The following is a 26,738-nucleotide window of genomic DNA, read 5'->3' as shown; positions in this document are numbered from 1 at the left end:
CTTTTGAAATAGCGGGTCATTTCACTGTCCGTGTGGGGAATAATCCTGGCGATCTTAGCACCGAAGGTCAGATGCTTGCCTCGTTGTCGCGGTTCATGCGGATGAAGGTTGACACTACAGCGTCCGGCCTGGCTGATAGACTGGCCAAGTTAAAAACAATGAGTTTTTCGAGAAACAGTATGAATTCAAAATTGACAGAAGAAGAGATGCGTCGGGCGCTGTTCGGTGAACCTGAGCCTCATGCGCCAACAGTTATCGCTCCAGTACCGGAGATCGTCCCGGAAAAAGTGCCTGCCCAGCCGCTAAAAACCGCGAAGAAAAACCCAGTCTCAAAAGGCTTTACCCCCAGATTGAAAGTCACACTGCGGGTGGGCAATGAATTTGAAGGCAAGATGCACGAGATCGTGCACGAGGCTGACACGCTGAGTTCCCTGGTTGCTGAGCAAGAAGCCACCAGGGCCGCGAGAAAGAAATTCAGGTTCGTGGAAGTGGTGTCTGTCAAAACAATGTAAGTGAAGCCTGCCGACCTGTGCAAAGACGGGTGTACGTAGTTGCTTCACCCATCGGGAAACGCCACATACGCAATCACTTTACCGAACGGCGCGCTCGCCATACCAACCGGAACTGTCATGCCAGTGTATCCCGGCACGGGTGCATTCATGGTGAACACCGTCTGGCCTAGCGTTTGATTATCCGCAGCGACAATCAGAAAATACCTGCCGTCGGCTGGCGCAATACCGGACCACTCAACCGTCAAAGGATTCTGCCCTGCCAGGTGGTCAGCTACGACGTTACCCTGCGCATCGACCACTGCCAGACGGGGTTTCAATACGGTTTTCGAAAAGCCGAAGCACAGGTTGTTGCACATGGAATTGACGTTGATGACGTAGGCTTGCCCCTTGCGCAGCTGGAAGTCGAACACCCGGTAATTACCCGGTACCTGCCCAACTTCGAGGCGTGGATTGGTTGCTGTGATCTCCCAGCGTTCTGGAAATAAACCACGGTTGATCGGTAATGGGGTCGAGGGTGCCAGTTGGAGGGCTTGCTTGAATGAGTGTGCAACAGGCGTGCTGGACGAATTCAGTTGTTGTTGACTGATAACCGAGGTGTTTGTACAGCCCGTTAGAAATGAAAACACAATGGCAGGCCAAAAGTATTTGAACATTGATACGCCTTCGACAGATTTAGAGGTGTAGATGAACAGGCCGTCACAACGCCAGCAGCCCAGCCAACCATCGCAGTCTACCGAAGGTTCAGTGCATCACGAAGCTAAGGCTTTTCCTCTGGATGGGCTTCGTGCATCTGCTGACGACACGCTTGGTGAGCTGTTCGCCAACCGCCATTCTCTTATCGCGGGTGCTCTCTACTGTGCAATGAATTATGAGAATGCAGATTTGCAAGGAGATGGGAGCACCCGTAATACTCGCGGAATGGAATTCAATGGCCGTTTAAAGACAGAGCCCAGGGTAAGCACATGACTGCATGGCGAGAACAGAGCTTCTGGAGCAAGGTTGGCGTCTTGGCTTGCCTGGCTTTCCTTATGCTGATCCCTGACTATGGCAACGACTCCGGGCTCGGCGGCGGCTCATCCGGTCGCAAGCGGGTGTTCAGTCCCGGTTTTGTCCTGCTCTGCGTTTTCGTGGCGGTGACTGAACTGATAGCGCTGAACCACTTCTATGGACGACCCGCGTAAATGGCAGATCTGATGGAAAATCTCGACGGCCCCAGGACACCCCAGCAGGAACTGTTTTACGACCTTGAAGATGCGACGGCAATTATCGCCTGGTCGGCAGCCGAGCTGACCACTATCGCAGGGCTCGCTCAATCACCCGATACGGCCATTGCCCTGATGAAAATGCGGAAATTGCTCACCGCTCAGCAGGAAAAGCTCAGCGGGTATGCGGATGAGGTGAAGTCGGGGAGGATTGTGCGGGGGAAGGCTGAATAGCGGGGGTCGGTAGGGCTTTTTATACGCCGACCCGCTGATCGCAGCGTGTTCGCGTTGCGTGGAACGAGCCATCTTTCAAAATGCCAGGTTTGCCTAACGCCAAAAAACACAAAAGCCCCCGCCAGTGCGGGGCTTTCGTTTGAATCTTGGCGGGAAACCAGGGATTCGAACCCTGGGAACGCTATTAACGTTCGCCGGTTTTCAAGACCGGTGCATTCAACCACTCTGCCAATTTCCCTTATGCATCACAGGATTATAGTAGCCTATCCCGTCTCAGCGGGCGCCATAATACCCGAATGAAACACACTGTCAAACTCTCGCCATCGCTTGTTACAGAGCGTCTGTTATGATCCTTGCGACTGAATGTTTCAAAACTGAAGGAGTGTCGCCATGCGCGAACAGAATTACGCAGTGAATGGTAACGCGCAGGCTGAGCAGCTTGAAGTCAGCCGCGTGTTGCGCAACACCTATGGCTTGCTCGCCCTTACCCTCGCATTCAGCGGCGTGATGGCGTTCGTGGCGCAGCAGATGCGCGTCGGCTACCCAAATATCTTTGTGGTGCTGATCGGCTTCTATGGTCTGTTCTTCCTGACCAACAAGCTGCGTGACTCGGCCTGGGGCCTGGTGTCGGCGTTTGCCTTGACCGGTTTCATGGGCTTTATCCTCGGCCCGATCCTCAACCGTTACCTGGGCATGGCCGGGGGCGCGGAAGTGGTCAGCTCGGCATTTGCCATGACTGCACTGGTGTTTGGTGGTCTGTCGGCCTATGTGCTTATTACCCGCAAGGACATGAGCTTCCTGGGTGGTTTCATCACCGCAGGCTTCTTTGTGTTGCTGGCAGCTGTGGTCGCAGGCATGTTCTTCCAGATCAGCGGTCTGCAACTGGCGATCAGCGCAGGCTTTGTGCTGTTCTCCTCGGTGTGCATCCTGTTCCAGACCAGCGCAATCATCCACGGCGGTGAGCGTAACTACATCATGGCAACCGTCAGCCTGTATGTATCGATCTACAACCTGTTTATCAGCCTGTTGCAGATCTTCGGCATCATGAGCCGCGACGACTGATTCATAGCCGTATAAAAAATGCCCCGTATCGAAAGATACGGGGCATTTTTTTCGCTTAATACTGGTTGGGTTCCATTTCCAGGTGAACCCTAAAACGCTCGGCAATATCCCGCTGGATACGCTGGGCCAGGTTGGCAATGTCGTGCCCAGAGGCCCCCCCATAGTTCACCAGCACCAGCGCTTGCAGCTTGTGCACGCCGGCATCGCCTTCGCGAAAGCCCTTCCAGCCAGCCTTGTCGATCAGCCAGCCGGCAGCAAGCTTCATCTGCCCATCGGCCTGTGGATAGGCCACCAGGTCCGGATACTGGCCCTGTAGCTCTGCGGCCAGCGCCTGAGACACCAGCGGGTTCTTGAAGAAGCTCCCGGCATTACCCAACTGCGCCGGGTCCGGCAGTTTTTCGCGGCGAATGCTACAGATTGCCCGGCTCACATCACTCGGCGTCGCCTCGGTGATCCCCTGCCCGGCCAGGCGCTGCTGCACCGGGCCGTAGTCGAGTTTGAGGTGGCTGGCGCGGCTTAGGGCAAAGCGCACGCGCAGGATCAGCCAACGCCCGGTTTCGTGCTTGAACAGGCTGTCGCGGTAGGCGAAATTGCATGCCTCCAGGTTGAAATCCCGCAGCTCGCCGGTGTGGCGATCCAGGGCGGTCAGGCCGGCGAATACGTCCTTGATCTCCACACCATAGGCGCCGATGTTCTGCATCGGCGCCGCGCCGACGGTGCCGGGGATCAGGCTGAGATTTTCCAGGCCGCAAAAGCCCTGTTCCAGGGTCCACAACACAAACGGGTGCCAGGCTTCGCCTGCCTCGGCTTCAACCACCACTTGCACGCCGTCGTCGTGCAGCACACGGATGCCTTGGGTGGCCATACGCAGCACCAACGCGCAGATGTCCTGGGTCAGCAGCAGGTTGCTGCCGCCCCCGATCACCAGCAGAGGCATGGCATTTGCGGCGGCGTAGGCCAACGCCTCACGCACATCGTCGTCGCTGCGGGCTTCGGCGAACAGTTGGGCGCGCACATCAATGCCAAAACTGTTGAATGGCTTGAGCGATACCTGCGCAAGCACCTGCAAGGTCATAACCGCCCCTTCAATTCGATCACCAATAAATCACAGGCCCGCTCGATCAGGTCCAGGACCCGTTCGAAACCTTGCTCGCCCTCGTAATAAGGATCAGGCACTTCGTCCACTTCAGCCTCGAAGCGGCGCAGGAACAGGTCGAGTTCGGCCTTGCCCTGACCCGGCTGCATGGCCTTGAGGTTGCGCAGGTTGCTGTGGTCCATCGCCAGGATCAGGTCATAGCGCGCAAAATCGGCGCGGCTGACCTGCTGCGCACGCTGGGCCGACAGATCGTAGCCGCGCACCAGCGCCGCACGTTGGCTGCGCTGGTCCGGCGGGTTGCCGACATGCCAATCGCCAGTACCGGCGGACGCCACCTCCACCTGCCCCGCCAGCCCCGCTTCGCGCAACTTATTGCGCAGGACGCCTTCTGCGGTGGGCGAGCGGCAGATATTGCCCAGGCAGACGAACAAAACCTCCATTACGCCCCCAACAGGCGACGGACGCGCTCAAGGTCTTCCTGGGTATCAACACCGGCCGGCGGCGCTTCCAGGGCATCGCCCACGTGGATACGCACGCCGTGCCACAGGGCACGCAGTTGCTCCAGGGATTCAGTGTTTTCCAGCCAGCACGGGCCCCAGCTGACGAAGTCATGCAGGAACCCGGCGCGGTAAGCGTAGATGCCGATATGGCGGCGATAGGGCACGCCTTCCGGCAGCGCATCGGGGTGCCTGGCGAATGCATCACGCGCCCAGGGCAGGGTCGAACGGCTGAAGGTCAGCGCCAGGCCGTTGATATCGCTGACCACCTTGACCACGTTCGGGTTGAACAGCGTTTGGATATCTTCGATCGGCTCGGCCAGGGTCGCCATGCGCGCTTCGCCATGGGCCGCGAGGTTGGCAGCTACCTGGTCGATCACGCTCGGTGGGATCAACGGCTCGTCGCCCTGCACGTTGACCACGATGGCATCAGGCGCCAGGCCAAGCTGGGTGGCGACTTCGGCCAGGCGGTCGGTGCCGGAGTTATGGTCTTCGCGGGTCAGCACCGCTTCGGCGCCAAAAGCCTTACAGGCTTCGATGATACGCGGGTCATCGGTGGCCACTACCACGCGCTCGGCGCTGCTTTTGCAGGCTTGTTCCCACACCAGCTGAATCATCGGCTTGTTGCCGATCAGTTGCAGCGGCTTGCCCGGCAGACGGGTCGAGGCATAGCGGGAGGGAATGACCACGGTAAAGGCTGTAGTCATTTATCCAGACGCTCGTCGGTGGTCAGGGTGCGGGCTTCGCTTTCCAGCATCACCGGGATGCCATCACGGATCGGGTAAGCCAGGCCGGCGCCTTTGCTGATCAGCTCGGTTTTGTCGGCGCTGAGCTTGAGCGGGCCTTTGCAGATCGGGCAAGCGAGGATGTCGAGCAGTTTGGTGTCCATGAATGTTTCCTGGATAGCAGCGTTTAAGGCAAAAGACGGGCGGGCAGCAGACGCATCAGCTGCGTGTCGAACCAGGCGACGAACGCTGGCGACGGCACGGCATCCACTGCAAGGTACCACCAGTCGGGCCGGGCAAAGGCGCGGCACTTCACCGCGTCCTTTTCGGTCATGACCAGCGGGAGTGACGGCGTAAAATTCAAGACCTCGGCGCTGTACGGCGCGTGGTCGGCAAAAGCATGCGGTATTGGCTGCCAGTGTAGCGTTTCAAGGGTATTGAAGAAACGTTGCGGGTTGCCGATGCCGGCGACCGCATGCACCTGCTGGCCCGCCGGGAAGTGATCCACCGGCCGGCGCTCGCCAGTGTGCAGGTTGACCAGCGCACCGGGTTGCAGGCGAAAGGCAAAGCCGTCGTCACGGTCAGCCTGTGCGCCGTTATACAGCAGCGCGTCGACACTCTGCAGGCGCTCCACCGGCTCGCGCAATGGCCCGGCCGGCAGGCAAAGGCGATTGCCTAGGCCGCGGGCGGCGTCGATCAGTACCAGTTCCAGGTCACGGGCCAGGCGGTAATGCTGCAGGCCGTCGTCGGAGAGGATCAGGTCCAGGGTTTCGCTCGCCAGCAGCGCTTTGACGGCGCGGCTGCGGTCGGGGTCGATCATCAACGGCACGCCGCAGCGCTGCACGATCAATAACGGCTCGTCACCGGCCACGTCGGCGCTGTGACTGGCCTCGACCCGCCACGGCAATTGCGGTGGCTTGGCGCCATAGCCGCGGCTGACCACCCCCACACGCAAGCCGCTGCGTCGGCAGTGCTCGATCAACCAGAGAATCAACGGTGTCTTGCCGGTGCCACCCACCGTGATATTACCGACCACCACCACCGGCACCGGCGCCTGATAAATCTCGCCCTCGCCCGCCAGGAAGCGCGCACGCTTGCCCGCCACCACCCGGCGATACAGGAACTCCAGAGGCCGCAACAGCGTGAGGGCCGGATGGCCCTCGTACCAGGCTTTAAGCAAACGATCGGACATGGCCATCAGGGTTGGCTCGCCGCCTCGACGGTGCTCATGCGCAGATGGCTGAAACCGAGCTTGCCGGCGGCGTCCATCGCAGTGATCACGGCTTGGTGCTGGGTCTTGCCATCGGCACTGATCGACAGTGGCATCTTGGTATCCCCGCCGGATTCTTTCTGCAGGGCTTCCATCAGGCTGTTCAGGTCGTTTTTCTCCAACAGCTGGTTATTCACCGAAAACACCCCATCGGCGCTGATGGCGATATCCAGTTGCTTGACTTCCTGGTCTTCGGCCGGGGAGCCGCTCACCGCTTCCGGCAAGTCGACGCGCAGCTCGGTTTGCCGGGTAAACGTGGTGGTCACGACGAAAAACAGCAGCAGGATAAACACCACGTCGATCAGCGACGCGAGGTTTATGTCGACATTTTCCCGTTGCTTGCGGCGAAATTTCACGCTTTGCCCTCGACCAGATCCACGTCGCGGTCGCCCTGCACCACTTCCACCAGCTTGATGGCTTCCTGCTCCATGCCGACCACCAGTTCATCGATGCGCCGTTGCAGGAAGCGGTGGAAGAACACCGACGGAATACCCACCATCAGGCCCGCCGCCGTGGTGATCAGCGCTTTGGAAATACCACCGGCCAACACCGCGGCGTTGGTGGTCATGCCCGAGCCCATGAATGAGCTGAAAATATCGATCATGCCCAGCACCGTGCCCAACAAGCCCAGCAACGGCGCCATGGCGGCAATGGTGCCGAGCGCATTGATATAACGCTCCAGTTCATGGATGACCCGGGCGGCGGCCTCTTCGATGCACTCTTTCATGATCTCGCGGCCATGCTTGGAGTTCGCCAGGCCGGCGGCGAGGATTTCACCCAATGGCGAGTCGGCGCGCAGTTCCTTGAGCTTTTGCTTGTCCAGCTGCTTGTTCTTGATCCAGCCCCAGACCTGCCCCAGCAGGTGCTCGGGGGTGACGCGGCTGGCGCGCAGGGTCCACAGGCGTTCGGCAACGATGCCGAGTGCGGCGATGGAGCTCATGATGATCGGCAACATCATCCAGCCGCCGGATTTGACCAATTCCCACACAGTGAATGTCCCCTCGAAAAAGTGCGCCACTTTACCATATAGGTTCGCCAGCGGGGTTCGCCGGCCATACCCGCCGCTAAGGTAACGGTTCGCGCCAGAACCGGCGTTGACTGCGCGCAACAACCGGTGGCGCAAAGGCCCCCAGTTGCAGGCGTACGGCCCCCTGCTCCGCGCTGTCGTAAACCCGGCTGCCCAGGGCCTGGTAACGCGCCATCACCTGCGGATGCGGATGGCCGAACGCATTGCCACGCCCCCGTGATATCAACACCGAGCTGGGCGCCAGCCGCTGCAGAAACGGCCTTGAAGACGAGCTGCGGCTGCCATGATGGGGGGCTTGCAGCCAATCGGTGGGCACCGCCAGCGGCGAGGCGAGCAAGGCCCGTTCGGCGTCGCGGTCGATATCACCGGTCAGCAACAGACGCTCGCCCTTGGCCTGCACCTGCAATACACAGGATTTAGCGTTGCCGTTAGTCGCGTCAGGCCATTGCCATAGCTCGAAAGACACGCCATCCCATGTCCATTGTTCACCGCTGATGCAGGCTTGTGTGCCGAGGAAGGCCGGCAACCCCTCGGTTTCGCCACCGATTACACGCTTGATCGGCAGCCCTTTGGCAATAGCCGCCGCGCCACCGGCGTGATCGGCATCGGCGTGGCTGAGTAACAGCAGGTCCAACGCATCGACCCCAAGCTTTCGCAGTGACGGCAGCACCACCCGCTCGCCCAGGTCGAACGCTCCCGAGCGCGGCCCGGCATCGTAAAGCAGCGTGTGATGGCGTGTGCGCAGAACCACCGACTGCCCCTGCCCGACATCCAGCTGCACCACGTCCACCTGCCCATGGGGCACCAGCTCGCGAGGGGGAACACCGCCAGCAACAGCATTGGCCAGCCCAGCACACGAAACGGCACACCGCTGGGCAGCAACAACAGTACCGCGCCTATCAGGCTCACCCACCAATACCCCAACGGCACCTCGGCCGGAACCCAGGCGGGAACTTGCCCGGCGAGCCAGGCCAGGCCCTTGAACAACCCGTCCAGCGCGCCACCGGCCAGCCACAACAGTGCCTCCCCCACCAATGGCAACGGTAGCGACGCCGTGCCCAACAGCGCCAGCGGCAACACCACCAGACTGATCCAGGGCACAGCAACCAGATTGGCCAGCGGCGCACTCAGGCTGATGGGCAGCCCCAGTACCAGCAATAGCGGAAACAGGCCGATGGCGATCAACCATTGCGGCCGGGTCCATGCCTGCCACAAGCGCCACGGCCCCAGCCGCCCGGCGAACGCCAGGGCCAGCACTGCCACCGCCGCAAAGGACAGCCAGAAGCCCGGCTGCAAACTGGCCAATGGCTCAAACAGCAGCACAGCATCAAGCGCCAGCAGCAACGGCCACCAGATTCCCAGATGGCGAAAACGCAAACGCCACAGCAACACCAACCCCACCATCACACACGCGCGCTGCACCGGCACGCCAAACCCTGCCAGCAGGCCATAACTCAGCGCAGCGGCAAACGCCAGGCCGCACGCCCAGGGCAGCCACGGCCAGGTTCGCGGCCAGCATCCGTAGCGCGCCAGCCCCGCGACCAGCCCGTAGATCAGGCCCGCCAACAAGCCAATATGCTGACCCGAAATCACCAACAGGTGCACGGTGCCGGTGGCCTGCAACACCTGCCAATCCTCGGTGGCCAAACCGGAGCCGTCGCCCAATACGAGTGCAGCCAGGCCGGCTTCCCGCCCCTGGCTATCCACTGCCATCAGACGTTGGCGCACGCCGTCACGCCAGGCGTCCCGAGCCGGTGCCAGGCGCTGGCCGTCCTTCACCGAGCCGGTCGCGCCGATACGATTGGCCAACAGCCAGGCTTCCTGATCAAACCCATGAAAATTCAGCAAGCCGGACGGCCGTTTAAGCGTGATCGCCAGGCGCCAGCGTTCGCCGCTGTGCACCTCGGGCCCGCCGCGCCAGGACACGCGAATGCGTCTGGGCAGCCGCGCCGTGCGTGACCGGCTGTCGGCCAGTTCAAAGCGCACCCCGTCGCCGGTGCGTTGCGGCAACCCGGTTACCCGCCCCTCTACCCAGCGTGTCTGGCCATCCAGTGCCGGCCTCAGGCGATCATCCAGGGCCGATTGCGCGCCGATGCAGGCCCAGCTTAACCCCAACAAAAAAAACGCCAGCGGATAGGTGCGAAACGGCAACAGCATCAAGACCGCGACCAACATTGCCAGCAGCCATAGGCCGCCAGGCAGTGCCGGTAGAAATCGCAGCGAAAGTAACCCGAGTGCGAGCGCGAACATCCCTGTCTTCATGAATCATCCTTTACCAGTGATCCACTCAGTCTTAGTCGGGTATCCAGCACGGCCTATGATGTTTTGTCACAAAGTCTGAATTTTCTGTTTATAGAATGCGGGCATACTTGCCCCTCGAATTGACCTGGACCCCTTATGCCCCGGCGCTTATTCAAACGGTACATGCCCGATCCCACCAGTATCAGGGAACACAAGTCATTACAGTTTCTCGGCACGTTGCTGCATGACCCCAACCTCTGGCACCTGAACCGGCACTCCGTGGCGCGAGCCATGGCAGTGGGCTTGTTCGCGGCATTTATCCCGATCCCCTTGCAGATGTTGCTGGCGGCAGTCCTGGCGATTACCGTACGCGGCAATATGCCCATCGCCGTCAGCCTGGTGTGGCTGACCAACCCGATCACCATGCCGGTGGTGTTTGTCTGCACCTACATGACCGGCGCCTGGCTGATGAATGTGCCGGCCCGCCACCTGCCTCACGACCTGACCTGGGAATGGATCAGCGACCAATTGAGCACGTTATGGCAGCCGTTCCTGCTGGGCTCGGTGGTATTAGGATTGGTGTTGGGCGCACTGGCCTATTGCCTGACCATGGGTTACTGGCGCTGGTGGGTGGCGCACCAGTGGAAGAAGCGCAAACAGCGGCGCGCCTGACGCTCAGCCCGCCCGCAGGCGCAGATGCACGCGCAGGCCAACACCGGTGTTTTCCGCCCACAGGCTGCCTTGCTGACGCTGCACGGCGTTGCGGGCGATGCTCAAGCCCAGGCCGAAGCCGCCATCGCCCGGGCGTGAACCGTCCAGGCGGGTAAACGGCGCAAAGATCCGTTCCAGATCCTGCTCATCGATGCCGCCACCCTCATCCTCCAGCCACAGGTGCCAGTGCTCGCCATCCCGCCTGCCGTCCAGGCGGACAACACCGTGTGCCGGGGAATGCCGGATCGCGTTACGCAGGATGTTTTCCAACGCTTGAGCCAGGGTATTCAGGTTGCCGCGCACCCAACACTCGGCGCCCAACAGGCACGGCAGGCGCGATGCAGGCCAATCGCTTTCAAAGCACGCGTTTTCGCGCAGCATGTCCCACAGGGCCTGAAGCTGGATGGCTTCCTCGGGCAACGGCGCCCGTTCAGTGTCCAGCCAGGCCAGTTGCAGGCTGTCCTCAACCAGACGCTGCATGGCGTCGATCTCACGCCCCAGCCGCTCACGCAGTTGCGTCAGGTCCTGCTCACTGTCGCAGGCCACCCGCAAACGGCTCAATGGCGTGCGCAGTTCATGGGACATATCCCGCAGCAATTGCTGCTGCAATAGCACCGTCCCCTGCAAACGCTCGGACATATGGTCGAACGCCCGGCCCAGTTCGCCCAGCTCATCCTGGCGGCTGGTGGCAGCAACGGACAACCGCGTATTCAACTGATCAGCGCGCCAGGCATTGGCCTGTTCGCGCAACTGATTGAGGGGCATGATCAACAGCCGATACAGGCCGATGCACAGCAACAGGGTAAACAGGCCGGGGATCACGCCATTGGTCACCACCCGCCAGAACACTTGGTAGCGCCCCGGCAAAAAACGTTGTGGCAATTCGATCACCAGCGAGCCGGCGCCGGGGTCGACGGGAAACGCGATTTTCAGCCACGGCAAGCCCTTCACATGCCGGCTGACCGGCCAGTCCAGCCCGCGCAAAAAGGTCAGGCGCTGGCTTTCCTTGTGGGTCAGCGGCGTGCTGCTAAGCGATTGCAGGTCACTGCCGATCACGCCAACCCAGGTCGGCTCATGCTTGGCCATCACCTGTAACCACGCGTCCACGCCGGCACGCCCCTGGGTCGTCCAGGCCAGCTCGGCGCCTGCCGCATAGCCTTTGAGCACCTCGCGGGACTCCTCGGCCAGGTACGCGTTCTGTTCTTCCATGTAGCGGCCCCAGGACCAACTGAGCCAGATCATCAGCAAGCAGAAGGCGATCAACAGGCAGGCGAGTTTCCAGAACAACGAGTGCCTGCCCGGCAATTGCTTCAAGGGTTTTTCAAACAGCGTCATCGTGGCCGCTCAATACATAGCCCTTGCCCCACACCGTGCGCACTTCACGCTCGCTGTAGCCGATGGCCTTGAGCTTGCGGCGAATCTGGCTGATATGCATGTCGAGGCTGCGGTCATGCGGGGCATACCCGCGTTGCAGCACATGCTGGTAAAGGAAGGCTTTGCTGAGGACTTCTTCGCTGTTGCGGTGCAGGGTTTCCAGCAGGCGGTATTCGCTGCGGGTCAGGCCGGCCCAGTGGTCCTGATGGAACACATCGCACCGTTCATCGTCGAAACGCAGCGTGCGGGCATCGTCGCGCACCGGCGCCAGGGCAGGCAACGGGCGCCGATCCAGAGCCACACGGCGCAGGATGGCTTCGATGCGCACCCGCAGCTCGATCATGCTGAACGGTTTGGGCAGGTAGTCATCGGCCCCCAGGCGAAAACCGCTCACGCGATCGGCTTCAGCGCCCAGGGCCGACATCAGGATCACCGGGATCGCATGGCTCTGGCGCAGTTGGGTGAGGATCGACAAACCATCCAGCCCGGGCAACAGGATGTCCATCAACACCACGTCGAACGCCTGGTCGCGTGCCATTTGCAGGCCCTGTTGGCCGTTCTGGCACCAGGTGACCTGGAAGCCACAACGGCCCAGGTGCTCGTGCACATAGGCGCCCAGCACGGGGTCATCTTCAATGGTGAGGATACTGGGTAGGCCAGCTGCTGCGGGATTCATTAGCGTCTGCAAGTCATTCTCAATCACTGATTATTCAAGATTACCCCGCCCCAGGCAATCGCCAACCGGCACCCAAGGCGCCCGAAGATTGCCGTCTGTCACTAATTTGCAAGATTCCATGCGGCGCAAATGGCTACACTGCGCAGGTGGTTCGGGCCGGATGCCCGCACCCATCATCGATAACACTGTGGTAGCAGGAGAGTGGCGTGCTTAGAAGAATGGGGATAAAAGGCCGCGTACTGTTGCTGACCTTATTACCGACCAGCCTGATGGCCCTGTTGTTGGGGGGCTACTTCACCTGGATGCAGCTCTCGGAGTTGCAGACCCAATTGCTGCAACGCGGGGAAATGATCGCCGAGCAGTTGGCGCCGCTGGTGGCACCTGCGCTGAGCGCGCGCAACACCGACCTGCTGGAACGTATCGCCACCCAATCCCTGGAGCAGCAGGACGTGCGCGCCGTGTCATTCCTCGGCCCCGACCGCACGCCCCTCGCGCATGCCGGCCCGACCATGCTCAACCAGCCGCCCGTCGGCAACAGCTCGCACCTGCTGCAGCGCACCGGCAATGACGCCACGCGCTACCTGTTGCCCGTGTTCGGCCGCCATCGCAACCTCGCCGGCGACCTGATCCCCGATGAAGCCGACCGCCTGCTGGGCTGGGTCGAGGTGGAACTGTCCCACAACGGCATGTTGCTGCGCGGCTACCGCAGTCTGTTCGCCAGCCTGCTGCTGATTGCCATCGGCTTGATCTGCACCGCCGCCATCGCCCTGCGCATCAGCCGCACCATCAATTCCCCGATCGGCCTGATCAAGCAAGCCGTGGCCCAACTCAAGGACGGCAACCTGGAAACCCGCCTGCCCGCGCTGGGCAGCCAGGAACTCGACCAGCTCGCCTCGGGCATCAACCGCATGGCCGAAACCCTGCAAAATGCCCAGGAAGAACTGCAACACAGCATCGAACAGGCCACCGAAGATGTGCGCCAGAACCTGGAAACCATCGAGATCCAGAACATCGAGCTGGACTTGGCGCGCAAGGAGGCCCTGGAGGCCAGCCGTATCAAGTCGGAGTTCCTGGCCAACATGAGCCATGAAATCCGCACGCCGCTCAATGGCATCCTTGGATTTACTCACTTGTTGCAAAAAAGCGAGCTGACCCCGCGCCAACTGGACTACTTGGGCACCATCGAAAAATCCGCCGACAACCTGCTGGGCATCATCAACGAGATTCTGGATTTCTCGAAGATCGAGGCCGGCAAGCTGGTGCTCGACAGCATCCCCTTCAACCTGCGGGACTTGCTGCAAGACACCCTGACCATCCTCGCCCCCGCCGCCCATGCCAAGCAGCTGGAACTGGTGAGCCTGGTGTACCGCGACACGCCGCTGGCGCTGGTAGGTGATCCGCTGCGCCTCAAGCAGATCCTGACCAACCTGATCAGCAACGCGATCAAGTTCACCCGCGAAGGCACCATCGTTGCCCGGGCGATGATCGAGGACGAGCAGGAAGACAGCGTGCAACTGCGCATCAGCGTGCAGGACACCGGCATCGGCCTGTCCAGCCAGGATGTGCGTGCGCTGTTCCAGGCCTTCAGCCAGGCGGATAACTCGCTGTCGCGCCAACCCGGCGGCACGGGGCTGGGCCTGGTGATTTCCAAGCGGCTGATCGAGCAGATGGGCGGTGAAATTGGCGTCGACAGTACGCCGGGCGAAGGCTCGGAGTTCTGGATCAGCCTGAACCTGCCCAAGACCCGCGATGATGTTGAAGACCTGCCGTGCGCGCCGCTGCTGGGCCACCGCGTGGCGGTGCTGGAAAACCACGAACTGGCGCGCCAGGCCCTGCAACATCAGTTGGAAGACTGCGGCCTGGAAGTGACGCCGTTCAACACCCTCGAGAGTCTGACCAACGGCATCACCAGCGCCCATCAAACCGAGCTGGCCATCGACCTGGCGGTACTCGGCGTCACCGCCAACGACATCCCGCCCGAGCGCCTCAACCAGCACCTGTGGGACCTCGAACACCTGGGTTGCAAGGTGCTGGTGCTGTGCCCCACCACCGAACAGATGCTGTTCAACCAGTCGGTGCCCAACCCCAACAGCCAGTTGCAGGCCAAACCGGCCTGCACCCGCAAGCTGCGTCGGGCGCTGTCCGACCTGATCAGCCCGCGCCCCTCGCGCAGCGAACCGGGCGAACCGCTGTCCAGCCGTGCACCGCGTGTACTGTGCGTGGATGACAACCCGGCAAACCTGCTGCTGGTGCAGACCCTGCTCGAAGACATGGGCGCACGCGTGCGGGCGGTCGAAAGCGGGTATGCGGCGGTCGATGCAGTGAAACAGGACACCTTCGACCTGGTGCTGATGGACGTACAAATGCCGGGCATGGACGGCCGCCAGAGCACCGAGGCGATCCGCCAGTGGGAGAGCGAGCGCCACGGCACGCCGTTGCCGGTGGTCGCCCTCACCGCCCACGCCATGGCCAACGAAAAACGCGCCTTGCTGCAAAGCGGCATGGACGACTACCTGACCAAACCCATCAGCGAGCGGCAACTGGCCCAGGTGGTGTTGAAATGGACCGGCCTCGCCCTGCGCAACCAGGGGCCGGACACCAGCACTGACGGCACCGGCCCCGGCGTACAACTGCCGGTACTGGACCACAAAGAGGGCCTGCGCCTGGCCGCCGGCAAGGCTGACCTGGCCGCCGACATGCTCGCCATGCTGCTGGCGTCGCTGGATGCCGACCGCCTGGCCATCAACCTCGCCCGTGACGCGAATGACAACAACGCCCTGATCGAGCGCGTCCACCGCCTGCATGGCGCCACCCGCTACTGCGGCGTACCGCAACTGCGCGCCGCCTGCCAACGTGCCGAAACCCTGCTCAAGCAGGACGACGCCAAAGCCATGCACGCGCTGGACGAACTGGACATGGCGATTGCCCGGCTGGCCAGTGAGGCACGCGTCAGCGCCTAACCCCTTTTTGCGGGCGCTTATCAACTGTGGGAGGGGCTTGCCCCGATTACGGTCTGTCAGTAACAGATATTTCAACTGACACGACGCTATCGGGGGCAAGCCCCCTCCCACATTGGTCAGCGTATCCAACGGATAAATTGCAGGGAGCTTTCTTGATGCGCGTGATTCTTTTCAGCAGCCAGCAGTACGACCGTGACAGCTTTCTCGGCGAGCCGCGGGCGGCGGGTGTGGAATTGCAATTCCAACCCGCCCGACTCAACCTCGACACCGTGGCCCTGGCCGAACACCACGAAGTGGTCTGCGCCTTTATCAACGACGACCTCAGCGCCCCGGTGCTGGAACACCTGGCCCAAGGCGGTACACGGCTGATCGCCCTGCGCTCGGCAGGTTACAACCATGTTGACCTGCCCGCCGCCAAGCGCCTGGGCCTGACCCTCGTGCGGGTGCCCGCCTATTCGCCGCACGCGGTGGCCGAACACGCGGTGGCGCTGATTCTCGCCCTCAACCGCCGCTTGCACCGCGCCTACAACCGCACCCGTGATGGCGATTTCAGCTTGCATGGCCTCACCGGTTTCGACCTGGTAGGCAAGACCGTCGGCGTGGTCGGCACCGGGCAGATCGGCGCTACGTTCGCCAGGATCATGGCCGGGTTCGGCTGCCAATTGCTGGCCTACGACCCCTTCCCCAACCCGCAGGTGCAGGCGCTCGGCGCGCGCTACGTGAGCTTGCCCGAGCTGCTGGCCGAGGCCCAGATCATCAGCCTGCACTGCCCGCTGACCGCCGACAGCAAACACCTGATCAACGCCCGCTCCCTGGCGCAGATGCAGCCCGGTGCGATGCTGATCAACACCGGTCGCGGTGGCCTGGTCGACACGCCGGCCTTGATCGAAGCCCTCAAGGACGGCCAGCTCGGCTACCTGGGGCTGGATGTATACGAGGAAGAAGCCCAGCTGTTTTTCGAGGACCGCTCCGACCTGCCCTTGCAGGACGACGTGCTCGCCCGCCTGCTGACCTTCCCCAACGTGATCATCACCGCGCACCAGGCCTTCCTCACCCGTGAGGCCCTGGCGGCGATCGCCGGCACCACCCTGGCCAACATTGCCGCCTGGGCCGAGGGCCGGGCGCAGAACCTCGTCGAAGGATGATCAGCGGTCACATACCACGCTCATGATGAGCAGGCACCCGTGATAGGATGCCGCGCCTATTTGGAGGATCCATGGCCGAACACGATTTCCGCTTCAGCTTGCTGAGCCCGCAACACACCCTTATCGAATGCCGCGCCCTGGTGCCAGGCCGTTACCAGGTCACCGGCAACGGTGGCTCGATCAAGCACGGCGACGTGCTGATCGTCACCCTGCGTGGCAGCAAGACCCTGTCGATGCGCTTGACCGTCGAAGGCGACGCACGCTACTCCATCCGCCCGGCGGGCCAATGGGTCGCCATGGCCCAGGGGCCGAAATTCGGCGAACTGGAGATTCACACCTGGAAGGTCAACTGCGACAGCTGCGACAGCGTGCTGGAGTTTGAATTCGCGGTGGAAACCAAGCTGACCAAAGAGCCGCTGCAGCCGGCCGCCAATGCACGTATCAAAGCGTTGGGCTGGGCCAGCGAAGGGGACAAACACCGCTGCCCGAAATGTCAGCAGGCCGCGCAATGAAACGCCTGCTGCTGCTCGCCGCCTTCGGTGCGGCCCTGACAGGCTGCGCCGGTGATGCGGTCAAGCTCAAGCAGGATCACAGCTACGTGGTGGAATGGATTGGTGAGCGGCCGCTGATGGATTACGCGCACCTGACCGTCACCCTTGGCGCCGATGGTCGCGCCTACGGCAATGGCGGCTGCAACCACTGGTTTGCGCCGTACACGTTGGAGGGTAAAACGCTCAGCTTCGGCAAGATCGGCAGCACCCGCAAGCTCTGCGCCGAGGCCCTGATGGAGCAGGAACAGCGCTTCTTCCAGGCCCTGCAAGGCGTGCAGCGCTGGGACATTTCGCCAATCGAACAGACGCGCTTCTGGCCCGCTGAAGGCAAGCCTGTTCGGTTGTGGCTGGAAGAAGGCTGATCGACTTCATTGCCAACCGGCCTTCTGTGGGAGCTGGCTTGCCTGCGATAGCAACGACTCGGTATTACAGACGTACCGGGTCGCCCGCATCGCAGGCAAGCCAGCTCCCACACAGCTAACCGCGTAAGGCTTTAAGTTTGGCCAACACCCCTTCCGCCGTCTGCTCGCCCATCAACTGCTCGCGCACCTTGCCCTTGTCATCAATGATGTAGGTCACCGGCAACGCCTCGCTGCGCGGAATATCGAAGATCCCCTCCGGGTTCTGTGCCAGCACCGTGAACTTGATCCCCAGCTTGTCACTGGCTTCCTTCAGCTCCGCGCCCTGCACGTTGTCGAAGTTAACCCCGAACACCCCCACGCCCTGCCCTTTCAACTGCTCTGACAACGCATTCAGTTCGGGGATTTCCGTGCGGCACGGGCCGCACCATTCGGCCCAGTAGTTGACCACCAGCCACTGTTTGTCCAGGCGTTCGGCCGCCACTTTCTGGCCATTCTGGTCAACGCCGTAGTCATTACCGCAGCCGCTGAGCAGCAGGGTTGTGATGATCGCCAATGCACCGATCAGTCGCCTTGTCATGGGGTAATCCTTCGCAAAAATGAACGTTGGCTGCGACCTATCGCCTCTAACGGTTTAAGGACAGGTTGCTGCGCGGGTAGAATACCCGCCACCTTACGCAAGATGCGACCCGCACATGACCGATCTGACGCTTTATCACAACCCGCGCTGCTCGAAATCTCGCGGAGCGCTCGAACTGCTGCAAGCACGCGGCCTGAATCCGACCGTGGTTCGTTACCTCGAAACCCCGCTGAACGCCGCGCAATTAAAGGCTCTGCTTAGCAAGCTGGGCATCAGCGCACGCCAACTGCTGCGCACCGGCGAAGACGAATACAAGGCCCTTAACCTGGCCGACGCCGGCCTCAGTGAAGCGCAACTGATTGTTGCCATCGCCGAGCACCCGAAGCTGATGGAACGCCCGATCCTGGAAACCGCCGATAAAGCCATTATTGGCCGCCCGCCAGAGAACGTGCTGGAGATTCTGCCGTGACTGCGCCGTATGTGCTGGTGTTGTATTACAGCCGCAATGGCTCGGTCAGCGAAATGGCCCGGCAGATCGCCCGGGGCATCGAGCAAGGCGGGATGGAGGCGCGTTTGCGCACCGTGCCGGCAATCTCCACCGAGTGCGAAGCCGTGGCGCCGAGCATCCCGGATGAAGGCGCGCTGTATGCCAGCCTCGACGACTTGAAGAATTGTTCGGGCCTGGCCCTGGGCAGCCCGACGCGCTTCGGCAATATGGCCGCGCCGCTCGAGTACTTCCTCGATGGCACCAGCAACCTGTGGCTCACTGGCGCGCTCGTCGGCAAGCCTGCCGGCGTATTCACTTCCACCGCCAGCCTGCACGGCGGCCAGGAAACCACGCTGATGTCGATGCTGCTGCCGTTGCTGCACCACGGCATGCTGATCACCGGCCTGCCGTACAGCGAACAGGCTCTGCTCGACACCCAGGGCGGCGGCACGCCGTACGGCGCCAGCCACCACTCAGGGCCCGACGGCAAGCGCCTGCTCGATCAGCATGAAATCACCCTGTGCCGCGCCCTGGGTCTGCGCCTGGCCAGCACCGCCACGCTGCTGGAGAACGGCCGTGGCCAGAAAGCCTAAGGTCCTGCCGCCCCAGGCGTGGCTGGAACCACGGGTCAAGGTGGCGCGAGCATTGAGCCTGCTGGCGTTTTTTGCGCTGGTGGGCTTGCTGTGCGGGTATTACTTGTTTATCGCCGACCTGCACGGTGCACGCCCGTGGGTGATCCTGCTGATCGAACTGGTGCCGCTGCTGATACTAGCGCCGGGGATGCTGCTGGGCAGCGCACGCGGGCATTCGTGGCTGTGCTTTGTGGTGAACCTGTATTTCATCAAGGGCGCGCTGGCGGCGTATGACCCGAACCGGCAGTGGTTCGGGGTGCTGGAGATGCTCGCGAGCTTGGCGGTGTTTTGCACGGCGCTGCTGTATGTACGCTGGCGGCATCAGCTCAATCGACGGTTGGCAGAATAACCTTGTGGCGAGCGGGCTTGCCCGCGTTGGGCTGCGCAGCGGCCCCAAGATCTTTGGGAGCGCTGCGCACTCCAACGCGGGCAAGCCCGCTTGCCACAACAGCCCGCTCGCCACAGTACAGCCGGTCAGTGGTTGACGGTGTAAGCCAGCATCATCGACAGCTGGCACATCGGCCGCCCACTCTCGGCATGCCACTGGTTGAAGGCGCCCTGCACCGTCGCCAGGTCACGCAGGCTGGTCGGCGCCTTGTCGACGATCTTCTGCGCGTTCAACGCCGCGACTACGTCATAACTCGGCACAAAAGTATCCTTGCCCACCATGCGCAGAAAGCGCGGCGCCGACAGCCCGCCCAACTGATGGCCATGCTTGCTCAGGTACTTCCAGAGCCCGACGATATCGGTCACCGGCCAGTCGGCGATAAATGCACCGAAGCTGCCCTTCTCTTGCTCAATATCCAGAATCATCTGCGCATTGCGCGGCACGCTCTTGAGCTTGCCCAGGTGCCGGATAATCCGCGTGTCCTGCATCAAGCGCTCCAGGTGCTCGGCGCCCATCAGCACGACTTTTTCCGGGTCAAAACCGAAGAATACCTGCTCGAACGCAGGCCATTTCGAATCCACCACACTGTGCTTCAAGCCTGCGCGAAATACCCGCAGCGCCAGGGTCGACAGGTAGCGATCGTCGCTGATCTTGCGCAATTGCGCCGGGGTCTTGGGTACAGGCAGGTGGGCTTCCAGCTCGGCCGCTGAACCGAAGCGGTTCAGACAATATTCGTGCAGCCACTTGTAATCGCGCATGCCCTCTCCTGGGATTTGAATTGAAAACGGCGCCCGCAAGCGCCGTCTTTCAGAGCGTTGAAACGCGTCAGAGGTTCACCACATTAACGAAGCGCGACGCGGCGCTCTCGTCGATTTTCAGGCTGGTGAAGTCGAACAGGTTGCGGTCGGCCAACTGCGAGGGGATCACGTTCTGCAGGCTGCGGAAGATGCTTTCGGTGCGGCCCGGGGTCTTGCGCTCCCAGTCCACCAGCATCTCCTTGACCACCTGGCGCTGCAGGTTCTCCTGGGAGCCGCACAGGTTGCACGGGATGATCGGGAACTGCTTGAAGTCGGAGTAAGCCTGGATGTCCTTTTCGTTGCAATACGCCAACGGGCGGATCACCACGTTGCGCCCGTCATCGGCCCGCAGCTTGGGCGGCATGGCCTTGAGCGAGCCGTTGAAGAACATATTGAGGAAGAAGGTTTCAACGATGTCATCGCGGTGATGCCCCAAGGCCATCTTGGTCGCGCCGATTTCATCGGCAAAGGTGTACAGCGTGCCACGACGCAGGCGCGAGCACAGCGAGCAGGTGGTCTTGCCTTCCGGGATCAGCTCCTTGACCACTGAATAGGTGTCTTTTTCGACAATGTGGTACTCGACGCCCAGTTCTTTGAGGTAGGCCGGCAGTACGTGTTCCGGGAAGCCCGGCTGTTTCTGGTCCATGTTCACGGCCACGATCTCGAACTTGATCGGTGCAACCTTTTGCAGGTGCAGCAGTACATCGAGCAGGGTGTAACTGTCTTTGCCACCGGAGAGGCAGACCATGACCTTGTCGCCGTCCTCGATCATGTTGAAATCGGCGACCGCTTCACCGGCCAGGCGACGCAGGCGTTTTTGCAGTTTGTTCTGGTTGACCGTAAGAGTGCCCATGGCGCTTGGATCCGCTAGAGGTGTGTGACGAAAAGCGCAGCATTTTACGCAAAAATACGCCAAGGGGCGATGCCGATCCAAGGTGGGAGCTGCTTGCCTGCTCCTACCAGTAGAACTGGTCGACGCTGACAGACCTACACGCGATTAGCGCCAGTGTTTACAGCGCAATTTGCTCTAAAGCCCCACAGTTTTTCCGGTCATCCCTTTCTATACTGCGACGTGAGGTCGCACAACTATCCAGGACCTTATGCGGCCATTTGGCCCGTGGGCGCTCCGATGGGGGGCGATGGCAATAACGACAGGAGTGACTGGCATGATCCATCACGTCGTGGGGCTTTTTACCCATCCCGACCAGGAATGGCGGGAAATTCGTGGCGATAAGGAAGAAAGCATCAGCCACATGTACCTCACTCATACCCTGATTCTTGCGGCGATCCCCGCCGTATCCGCGTTTATCGGCACCACCCAGGTGGGCTGGGTCATCGGCAACCGTTCGCCGGTCATGCTGACTCAGGAAAGCGCGTTATGGATGACCATCATGTCGTACGCGGCCATGCTCGGCGGCGTGGCGGTGATGGGCGCGTTCATTCACTGGATGGCCCGCACCTACGACGCCAACCCCAGCATGTCGCGCTGCGTGGCCTTTGCCACCTATACCGCCACACCGCTGTTTATCGGCGGGCTCGCGGCGCTCTACCCGCATATGTGGCTGGGCATGGTGGTGGGCACGGCGGCGATTTGCTACACGGTGTACCTGCTGTATGTGGGCGTGCCGACTTTCATGAACATCGACCCGGATGAAGGCTTCCTGTTTTCCAGCTCGATATTGGCCGTAGGGCTGGTGGTGCTGGTGGCGATCATGGCGTTTACCGTAATCGTCTGGGGCCTGGGCGTGGGACCGATCTATACCAACTGAGCGAATTAACCCGCAGGCAGGGCCACCGCAAGGTGGCTTTGTGCGTTATGCATGACCATTCGGCGCCTGACAGATTCGGAAACACTCAGCTTTGCGGCATACTGGGCATCTCTGGAGATATGTACAGCATGCCCGAGCAACTCAATACCCGCGTCGAAGATTGTTTCCTGCAAGCCGAATCCTTTTTCAAACGAAGCTTCAAACGCCCCCAGGTCAGCCTCAAGCTGCGGGGCCAAAGGCCGGTGTCGCGCATTTGCACGAGAACCTGCTGCGTTTCAACCCACAGTTGTACCGCGAAAACAGCCAACATTTCCTGAAACAGACCGTGGCCCACGAAGTGGCGCACCTGATCGCCCACCAGTTGTTTGGTGAGCGCATCCAGCCCCACGGCGAGGAATGGCAACTGATCATGCGCGGGGTTTACGAACTGCCGCCGGACCGCTGCCACACCTATGCGGTGAAGCGCCGCCAGGTGACCCGCTACATCTACCGCTGCCCGTGTGCAGACAGCGACTTTCCGTTTTCCTCGCAGCGCCACGGGATGGTGGCTCAAGGACGGCGGTATTTGTGCAGACGGTGCCGGCAAACGCTGGTATTCACAGGGGAAACCCGGGTGGAGTGAGGACCTCTTCGCAGGCAAGCCAGCTCCCACATTTTGACCGCGGCGCCTATCAAATGTGGGAGGGGGCTTGCCCCCGATAGGACCCGGTCATTCACCCAACCACCTTGGCCCGTCGCAAATCCACTATCCGCTGAGCACTAAACCCCAACTCCCCCAGCACTTCATCACTGTGCGCCCCCACCGCCGCGCCAATATGCCTAGGCTCTGGCAACCCCTCGGAAAATTTCAACGGACAGGCAATTTGCGCCTGGCTCGAGCCATCCGCCCTGGGCACCTGGCTCACCAACTGCCGCGCCTGCAATTGCGGATGCGCCACCGCCTCGCTCAGCGTCAAAACAGGCTCCACGCACGCATCCACCCCGGCAAACAACTCACACAACTCATCAAAGCTGCGCTTTTCAAACTCGACCTGCAGCGCCACCTTGAGGGCTTTTTGCACGCGGGGCTCGGGGGACAAACCTTGCGCCGCCAACTCGGGACGCCCCAACGCCGCACACAGCTGCTGCATAAACGCCGGTTCCAGGCTGCCAACCGACATCCAGCGCCCATCACGCGAGCGGTAATAGTCGTAGAAACTGCCCCCATTGAGCACCTGGCTTTCCCACCCGGGCTCGACCCCACAGGCCAGGTAACCGGCGCCGGCCATGGCGTTCAGGCTGAATGAGCAATCGGTCATGCTCACATCCAGGTATTGACCGACGCCGCTCTGATGCCGGGAGATCACGGCGGCAAGCAAACCCGCCACCGCGTGCAGCGACCCGCCCGCCACATCTGCCAACTGCACGCCCAGCGGCAACGGCCCGCTGCCCTGGCGCCCGGTGTAACTGGCCACCCCGGCCAGCGCCAGGTAGTTGATGTCGTGCCCGGCGCGATCCTTGTAAGGGCCAGTCTGGCCGTAACCGGTGATCGACACATAAATCAGCCGCGGGTTGATCGCCTTCAACGCTTCGTAACCCAGACCGAGGCGCCCCATCACCCCGGGGCGAAATTGCTCAAGGACGATGTCGTATTCCTTGACCAGCTCGTACACGATCTGCAGCGCTTCGGCCTGCTTGAGGTCGAGTGCCAGGCTGCGCTTGTTGCGGTTGAGGTAGGCATGGCTCGCGGAGGTGCCCTGATCATGCGGCGGCAGCACCCGCAGCAGGTCCATGCGCGTAGGCGACTCGATACGCAGCACCTCGGCGCCCATGTCCGCCAACATCAGGGAGGCAAACGGGCCGGGCAGCAGCGTGGAAAAATCCAGCACTTTAAGCGACGCCAAGGGACCTGACATGGAAACTCCATTTGGGTTTTGAGTCCCCACAGACTAGGCAGCCTGGCGCCCGTCGGCAATCGTCAGAACGCTCAGCGACAGTGACTGTTTTGATCATGGCGGGCTTTTTCGTGCAGGCGGCTTTATCATTGGCCCACGTTTGCTTGCAGAGTGTTCCATGAAGTTTGCAATTGCTGTGTTTTGCGCCGCCCACGCGCCCTCTTCGCGCCGCGCCTTGCTGTTCGCCCAGGCGGCGTTGGCCGGCGGGCACCAAATAGTGCGGCTGTTTTTCTACCAGGACGGCGTCTACAGCGCCTCCAATAACATCGTTGTGCCCCAGGATGAGCAAGACATTGCCCGCCAGTGGCGCGAGTTTGTCAGCCAGCACCAACTCGACGCCGTGGTATGCATCGCCGCCGCCTTGCGCCGTGGCGTGCTGAACACCGAGGAAGCCACGCGTTATCAACGCAGCGCGGTCAACCTGGATGCGCCGTGGGCGCTGTCGGGCCTAGGGCAACTGCATGACGCTGCCCAGGCCGCCGACCGCCTGATCTGCTTTGGAGGGCCGTGACATGTCCAAATCCCTATTGGTCATCAGTCGCCAGGCCCCGTGGGCCGGGCCGAGTGCACGCGAAGCGCTGGATATCGTGCTGGCCGGCGGCGCGTTTGATCTGCCGATCGGCTTGCTGTTCATGGATGACGGTGTGTTTCAACTGGCGCCGAACCAGAACGCCAAGGCTGTGCAGCAAAAGGACCTCAGCGCTAACCTGCAGGCATTGAGCCTGTTCGGCATTGACGACGTGTTCGCCTGCAGCCACAGCCTGGGCGAGCGCGGGCTGACACCGCCCGCCACTGCACAGGCGCTGGACAGCGCCGCTATTTGCAGGCTGATTGACCGTTACGACCAGGTGATTACCCTCTGATGTCGACTTTACATGTGGTTTCCCACTCCCCCTTCACCGACAGCCGCCTGGCCAGTTGCCTGCGAGTGTGTGGCACCGAGGACGCGATCCTGCTATGCGGCGATGGCGCCTACGGGCTGCACAACCCGGCCTTGCACACCCGGGGCGTGAAGGTCTTTGTGCTGGCCGAAGACATGCAGGCACGCAACCTGCCCCTGCCGGACTGGGCCGACAGCGTGGACTATGCAGGCTTCGTGCAGCTGTCGATCGACTACGACAAGGTCAATACCTGGCTATGAACACCCTGACCGTAGGCGCACGCACACTGGAACTGGACAAGGATGGTTACCTGGTCGACCTCAATGACTGGTCCGCAGACGTGGCCAACGCCCTCGCCGCTGCCGAAACACTGGAATTGACCGCCGACCACTGGGAAATCCTCGAGCTGCTGCGCGGTTTCTACGCCGAGTTTCAGCTGTCCCCTGCCACGCGCCCGCTGATCAAGTACACCGCCTTGAAACTGGGCCCGGAAAAGGGCAACAGCCTGCACCTCAACAAACTGTTCAACGGCACTCCCGCCAAACTTGCCGCCAAGTTGGCGGGCCTGCCCAGGCCGACGAATTGCTTATGACCAACTTTGCCCCGCTGACCCTTGAAACCCCTGCCGAGCACCCTTTTGCGCAGTTCGTGCGCATCCTGGGCAAAGGCAAGCGCGGTGCGCGCAACCTCACGCGCATCGAGGCCCGTGAAGCCATGGGCATGTTGCTCGACGAAAAAGTCGAAGACACCCAGCTCGGCGCCTTCCTGATGTTGCTGCGCCACAAGGAAGAAAGCCCGGAGGAACTTGCCGGTTTCACCGAGGCCGTACGCGAGCGCTTGAACGCGCCGGCGCTGAACGTGGATATCGACTGGCCAACCTATGCCGGTAAAAAACGCCACCTGCCATGGTATTTGCTGGCGGCCAAATGCCTGGCGCAAAACGGCGTGCGCACCCTGCTGCACGGCGGCGGCGCACACACCGCCGGCCGGCTGTACACCGAGCAATTACTGGAGGGCTTGCAGATTCCCCTGTGCCGTAACTGGCAACAGGTCGAGACAGCCTTCGAGCAAGGCAACCTCGCATTTATCCCGCTGGGCGACTGGGCGCCGCAACTGCAGCGCATGATCGACCTGCGCAACACCCTGGGCCTGCGCTCGCCGATCCACTCCCTGGCGCGCTTGCTCAACCCGTTGAATGCGCGCTGCGGCCTGCAAAGTATTTTCCACCCCGGTTACCAGGGTGTGCACCGCGATGCCAGCGGCCTGCTGGGCGACAACGTGATCGTGGTCAAGGGCGATGGCGGCGAAGTCGAGATCAACCCTGACACGATCAGCCATCTGTATGGCACCACCGGTGGTGAAAGTTGGGACGAAGAGTGGCCCGCCCTCTCCGCCCAACGCCATGTCAAACCGGCCACCCTGGAGCCTGAGCAGTTGAAAGCGTTGTGGCGTGGTGATATCGAGGACAGCTACCCGCAACTGGCGCTGATCGCGACTATGGCGCTGGCCTTGCGCGGCCTGGGCCACCCACGGGAACAGGCGTTCGAAATGGCAGGGCAATACTGGGCTGCGCGGGACAAATCGATTTAATCGATCATTCACCCCCGGTCTTTGCGCTTTTAGTTCGA

The 26,738-nt window shown here is 61.6% G+C and carries 33 protein-coding genes, 1 tRNA gene and 1 pseudogene; 19 read left to right on the top strand and 16 right to left on the bottom strand.

Features of this window, described 5'->3' with window-relative positions; translation table 11 throughout:
• Positions 1 to 179 precede the first annotated feature (179 nt).
• On the top strand, positions 180 to 512 hold the full coding sequence (locus LRS56_08405; protein ID WDU65709.1) for a hypothetical protein: 333 nt from the start codon (positions 180 to 182) through the stop codon (positions 510 to 512).
• A 44-nt stretch (positions 513 to 556) separates the two neighbouring features.
• Here the strand turns inward: LRS56_08405 and LRS56_08400 are convergent, their stop codons facing one another.
• The gene (locus tag LRS56_08400; GenBank protein ID WDU64478.1) at positions 557 to 1,165 is read right to left on the bottom strand and encodes a hypothetical protein; all 609 of its coding nucleotides are present in this window, start codon (positions 1,163 to 1,165) and stop codon (positions 557 to 559) included.
• 309 nt (positions 1,166 to 1,474) lie between these two features.
• On the opposite strand from LRS56_08400, the gene LRS56_08395 reads away from it, so the two are divergent.
• Both LRS56_08395 and LRS56_08390 read left to right on the top strand, forming a co-directional pair.
• The gene (locus LRS56_08395; GenBank protein ID WDU64477.1) at positions 1,475 to 1,693 is read left to right on the top strand and encodes a hypothetical protein; all 219 of its coding nucleotides are present in this window, start codon (positions 1,475 to 1,477) and stop codon (positions 1,691 to 1,693) included.
• On the top strand, positions 1,694 to 1,948 hold the full coding sequence (locus LRS56_08390) for a hypothetical protein (protein WDU64476.1): 255 nt from the start codon (positions 1,694 to 1,696) through the stop codon (positions 1,946 to 1,948).
• 147 nt (positions 1,949 to 2,095) lie between these two features.
• Here the strand turns inward: LRS56_08390 and LRS56_08385 are convergent.
• Positions 2,096 to 2,186 (bottom strand) — tRNA-Ser (locus LRS56_08385).
• Between the two features lie 152 nt (positions 2,187 to 2,338).
• Here LRS56_08385 and LRS56_08380 point away from each other — a divergent pair.
• Positions 2,339 to 3,010 carry a Bax inhibitor-1/YccA family protein gene (locus LRS56_08380; protein WDU64475.1) on the top strand — a complete coding sequence of 224 codons (672 nt, stop codon included), beginning with the start codon at positions 2,339 to 2,341 and terminating at the stop codon, positions 3,008 to 3,010.
• Positions 3,011 to 3,065: 55 nt separating this feature from the next.
• On the opposite strand, the gene murB is transcribed toward LRS56_08380, so the two are convergent.
• From murB to LRS56_08340, 8 genes and pseudogenes are all read right to left on the bottom strand, one after another.
• A complete protein-coding gene (gene murB / locus LRS56_08375) occupies positions 3,066 to 4,085 on the bottom strand; it encodes a UDP-N-acetylmuramate dehydrogenase (GenBank protein WDU64474.1) in 1,020 nt (339 codons plus the stop codon).
• On the bottom strand, positions 4,082 to 4,546 hold the full coding sequence (locus tag LRS56_08370; protein WDU64473.1) for a low molecular weight phosphotyrosine protein phosphatase: 465 nt from the start codon (positions 4,544 to 4,546) through the stop codon (positions 4,082 to 4,084). The genes murB and LRS56_08370 overlap by 4 nt, the downstream gene beginning before the upstream one ends.
• Positions 4,546 to 5,310 (bottom strand): 3-deoxy-manno-octulosonate cytidylyltransferase, encoded by a 765-nt coding sequence (gene kdsB, locus LRS56_08365; protein ID WDU64472.1) that lies wholly within the window; start codon positions 5,308 to 5,310, stop codon positions 4,546 to 4,548. The genes LRS56_08370 and kdsB overlap by 1 nt, the downstream gene beginning before the upstream one ends.
• Entirely contained in the window at positions 5,307 to 5,492 is a 186-nt protein-coding gene (locus LRS56_08360) for a Trm112 family protein (GenBank protein WDU64471.1), read from the bottom strand. The genes kdsB and LRS56_08360 overlap by 4 nt, the downstream gene beginning before the upstream one ends.
• Before the next feature lie 23 nt (positions 5,493 to 5,515).
• Positions 5,516 to 6,526 carry a tetraacyldisaccharide 4'-kinase gene (lpxK, locus tag LRS56_08355; GenBank protein ID WDU64470.1) on the bottom strand — a complete coding sequence of 337 codons (1,011 nt, stop codon included), beginning with the start codon at positions 6,524 to 6,526 and terminating at the stop codon, positions 5,516 to 5,518.
• Positions 6,526 to 6,954, bottom strand: coding sequence for a biopolymer transporter ExbD (locus LRS56_08350; GenBank protein WDU64469.1), 429 nt, complete (start codon positions 6,952 to 6,954; stop codon positions 6,526 to 6,528). The genes lpxK and LRS56_08350 overlap by 1 nt, the downstream gene beginning before the upstream one ends.
• Positions 6,951 to 7,586, bottom strand: coding sequence for a MotA/TolQ/ExbB proton channel family protein (locus LRS56_08345; protein ID WDU64468.1), 636 nt, complete (start codon positions 7,584 to 7,586; stop codon positions 6,951 to 6,953). Before LRS56_08345 ends, LRS56_08350 begins: the two co-directional genes overlap by 4 nt.
• Before the next feature lie 76 nt (positions 7,587 to 7,662).
• Positions 7,663 to 9,875 (bottom strand): annotated as a pseudogene (locus LRS56_08340) (DNA internalization-related competence protein ComEC/Rec2).
• Between the two features lie 147 nt (positions 9,876 to 10,022).
• Here LRS56_08340 and LRS56_08335 point away from each other — a divergent pair.
• Positions 10,023 to 10,538, top strand: coding sequence for a DUF2062 domain-containing protein (locus LRS56_08335; protein WDU64467.1), 516 nt, complete (start codon positions 10,023 to 10,025; stop codon positions 10,536 to 10,538).
• Positions 10,539 to 10,541: 3 nt separating this feature from the next.
• Here the strand turns inward: LRS56_08335 and LRS56_08330 are convergent, their stop codons facing one another.
• Positions 10,542 to 11,912, bottom strand: coding sequence for a sensor histidine kinase (locus tag LRS56_08330; protein WDU64466.1), 1,371 nt, complete (start codon positions 11,910 to 11,912; stop codon positions 10,542 to 10,544).
• Positions 11,899 to 12,627, bottom strand: coding sequence for a response regulator transcription factor (locus LRS56_08325; protein WDU64465.1), 729 nt, complete (start codon positions 12,625 to 12,627; stop codon positions 11,899 to 11,901). The genes LRS56_08330 and LRS56_08325 overlap by 14 nt, the downstream gene beginning before the upstream one ends.
• A 206-nt stretch (positions 12,628 to 12,833) precedes the next feature.
• Between LRS56_08325 and LRS56_08320 the strand changes: the two genes are divergently transcribed.
• The 4 genes from LRS56_08320 (at position 12,834) to LRS56_08305 (ending at position 17,645) form a co-directional block, all read left to right on the top strand.
• Positions 12,834 to 15,587, top strand: coding sequence for a response regulator (locus tag LRS56_08320; protein ID WDU64464.1), 2,754 nt, complete (start codon positions 12,834 to 12,836; stop codon positions 15,585 to 15,587).
• A 155-nt stretch (positions 15,588 to 15,742) separates the two neighbouring features.
• On the top strand, positions 15,743 to 16,732 hold the full coding sequence (locus tag LRS56_08315) for a 2-hydroxyacid dehydrogenase (protein WDU64463.1): 990 nt from the start codon (positions 15,743 to 15,745) through the stop codon (positions 16,730 to 16,732).
• Positions 16,733 to 16,803: 71 nt separating this feature from the next.
• Positions 16,804 to 17,244, top strand: coding sequence for a hypothetical protein (locus tag LRS56_08310; GenBank protein ID WDU64462.1), 441 nt, complete (start codon positions 16,804 to 16,806; stop codon positions 17,242 to 17,244).
• Positions 17,241 to 17,645 carry an META domain-containing protein gene (locus LRS56_08305; protein ID WDU64461.1) on the top strand — a complete coding sequence of 135 codons (405 nt, stop codon included), beginning with the start codon at positions 17,241 to 17,243 and terminating at the stop codon, positions 17,643 to 17,645. The genes LRS56_08310 and LRS56_08305 overlap by 4 nt, the downstream gene beginning before the upstream one ends.
• 115 nt (positions 17,646 to 17,760) lie before the next feature.
• Here the strand turns inward: LRS56_08305 and LRS56_08300 are convergent, their stop codons facing one another.
• The gene (locus LRS56_08300) at positions 17,761 to 18,222 is read right to left on the bottom strand and encodes a TlpA disulfide reductase family protein (protein WDU64460.1); all 462 of its coding nucleotides are present in this window, start codon (positions 18,220 to 18,222) and stop codon (positions 17,761 to 17,763) included.
• 115 nt (positions 18,223 to 18,337) lie between these two features.
• On the opposite strand from LRS56_08300, the gene arsC reads away from it, so the two are divergent.
• Genes arsC through LRS56_08285 form a run of 3 tightly spaced genes read left to right on the top strand, consistent with a single transcriptional unit; the run spans position 18,338 to position 19,690 of the window.
• Positions 18,338 to 18,691, top strand: a complete 354-nt coding sequence (gene arsC / locus LRS56_08295; protein WDU64459.1) for an arsenate reductase (glutaredoxin) — start codon at positions 18,338 to 18,340, stop codon at positions 18,689 to 18,691.
• The gene (gene wrbA, locus LRS56_08290; protein WDU64458.1) at positions 18,688 to 19,302 is read left to right on the top strand and encodes an NAD(P)H:quinone oxidoreductase; all 615 of its coding nucleotides are present in this window, start codon (positions 18,688 to 18,690) and stop codon (positions 19,300 to 19,302) included. Before arsC ends, wrbA begins: the two co-directional genes overlap by 4 nt.
• Positions 19,286 to 19,690: a DUF2069 domain-containing protein gene (locus tag LRS56_08285; protein ID WDU64457.1), complete on the top strand. Its 405-nt coding sequence runs from the start codon at positions 19,286 to 19,288 to the stop codon at positions 19,688 to 19,690. Before wrbA ends, LRS56_08285 begins: the two co-directional genes overlap by 17 nt.
• 125 nt (positions 19,691 to 19,815) lie before the next feature.
• Here LRS56_08285 and LRS56_08280 read toward each other — a convergent pair whose 3' ends face one another.
• On the bottom strand, positions 19,816 to 20,487 hold the full coding sequence (locus LRS56_08280) for a DNA-3-methyladenine glycosylase I (protein ID WDU64456.1): 672 nt from the start codon (positions 20,485 to 20,487) through the stop codon (positions 19,816 to 19,818).
• Between the two features lie 67 nt (positions 20,488 to 20,554).
• Positions 20,555 to 21,379: a tRNA 2-thiocytidine(32) synthetase TtcA gene (gene ttcA, locus LRS56_08275; GenBank protein ID WDU64455.1), complete on the bottom strand. Its 825-nt coding sequence runs from the start codon at positions 21,377 to 21,379 to the stop codon at positions 20,555 to 20,557.
• Between the two features lie 313 nt (positions 21,380 to 21,692).
• Between ttcA and LRS56_08270 the strand changes: the two genes are divergently transcribed.
• Positions 21,693 to 22,295, top strand: coding sequence for a Yip1 family protein (locus tag LRS56_08270; GenBank protein WDU64454.1), 603 nt, complete (start codon positions 21,693 to 21,695; stop codon positions 22,293 to 22,295).
• 160 nt (positions 22,296 to 22,455) lie between these two features.
• Positions 22,456 to 22,917, top strand: a complete 462-nt coding sequence (locus tag LRS56_08265; protein ID WDU64453.1) for a SprT family zinc-dependent metalloprotease — start codon at positions 22,456 to 22,458, stop codon at positions 22,915 to 22,917.
• Positions 22,918 to 23,008: 91 nt separating this feature from the next.
• On the opposite strand, the gene LRS56_08260 is transcribed toward LRS56_08265, so the two are convergent.
• Complete coding sequence (locus LRS56_08260) at positions 23,009 to 24,190, bottom strand: CaiB/BaiF CoA-transferase family protein (GenBank protein WDU64452.1); 1,182 nt, start codon at positions 24,188 to 24,190, stop codon at positions 23,009 to 23,011.
• 157 nt (positions 24,191 to 24,347) lie between these two features.
• Between LRS56_08260 and tusD the strand changes: the two genes are divergently transcribed.
• From tusD to LRS56_08235, 5 genes are read left to right on the top strand one after another with little or no spacing between them, the layout of a single operon-like run.
• A complete protein-coding gene (gene tusD / locus LRS56_08255; protein WDU64451.1) occupies positions 24,348 to 24,740 on the top strand; it encodes a sulfurtransferase complex subunit TusD in 393 nt (130 codons plus the stop codon).
• 1 nt (position 24,741) lies between these two features.
• Entirely contained in the window at positions 24,742 to 25,092 is a 351-nt protein-coding gene (gene tusC, locus LRS56_08250; protein WDU64450.1) for a sulfurtransferase complex subunit TusC, read from the top strand.
• Positions 25,092 to 25,370 (top strand): sulfurtransferase complex subunit TusB, encoded by a 279-nt coding sequence (gene tusB / locus LRS56_08245; protein ID WDU64449.1) that lies wholly within the window; start codon positions 25,092 to 25,094, stop codon positions 25,368 to 25,370. The genes tusC and tusB overlap by 1 nt, the downstream gene beginning before the upstream one ends.
• The gene (locus tag LRS56_08240) at positions 25,367 to 25,702 is read left to right on the top strand and encodes a TusE/DsrC/DsvC family sulfur relay protein (GenBank protein ID WDU64448.1); all 336 of its coding nucleotides are present in this window, start codon (positions 25,367 to 25,369) and stop codon (positions 25,700 to 25,702) included. Before tusB ends, LRS56_08240 begins: the two co-directional genes overlap by 4 nt.
• A complete protein-coding gene (locus LRS56_08235) occupies positions 25,699 to 26,700 on the top strand; it encodes a glycosyl transferase family protein (protein ID WDU64447.1) in 1,002 nt (333 codons plus the stop codon). The genes LRS56_08240 and LRS56_08235 overlap by 4 nt, the downstream gene beginning before the upstream one ends.
• Positions 26,701 to 26,738 lie beyond the last annotated feature (38 nt).

The organism is Pseudomonas poae, assembly GCA_028869255.1.
GTDB lineage: Bacteria > Pseudomonadota > Gammaproteobacteria > Pseudomonadales > Pseudomonadaceae > Aquipseudomonas > Aquipseudomonas poae_C.
This window is presented reverse-complemented; position numbering and strand designations above follow the sequence as displayed.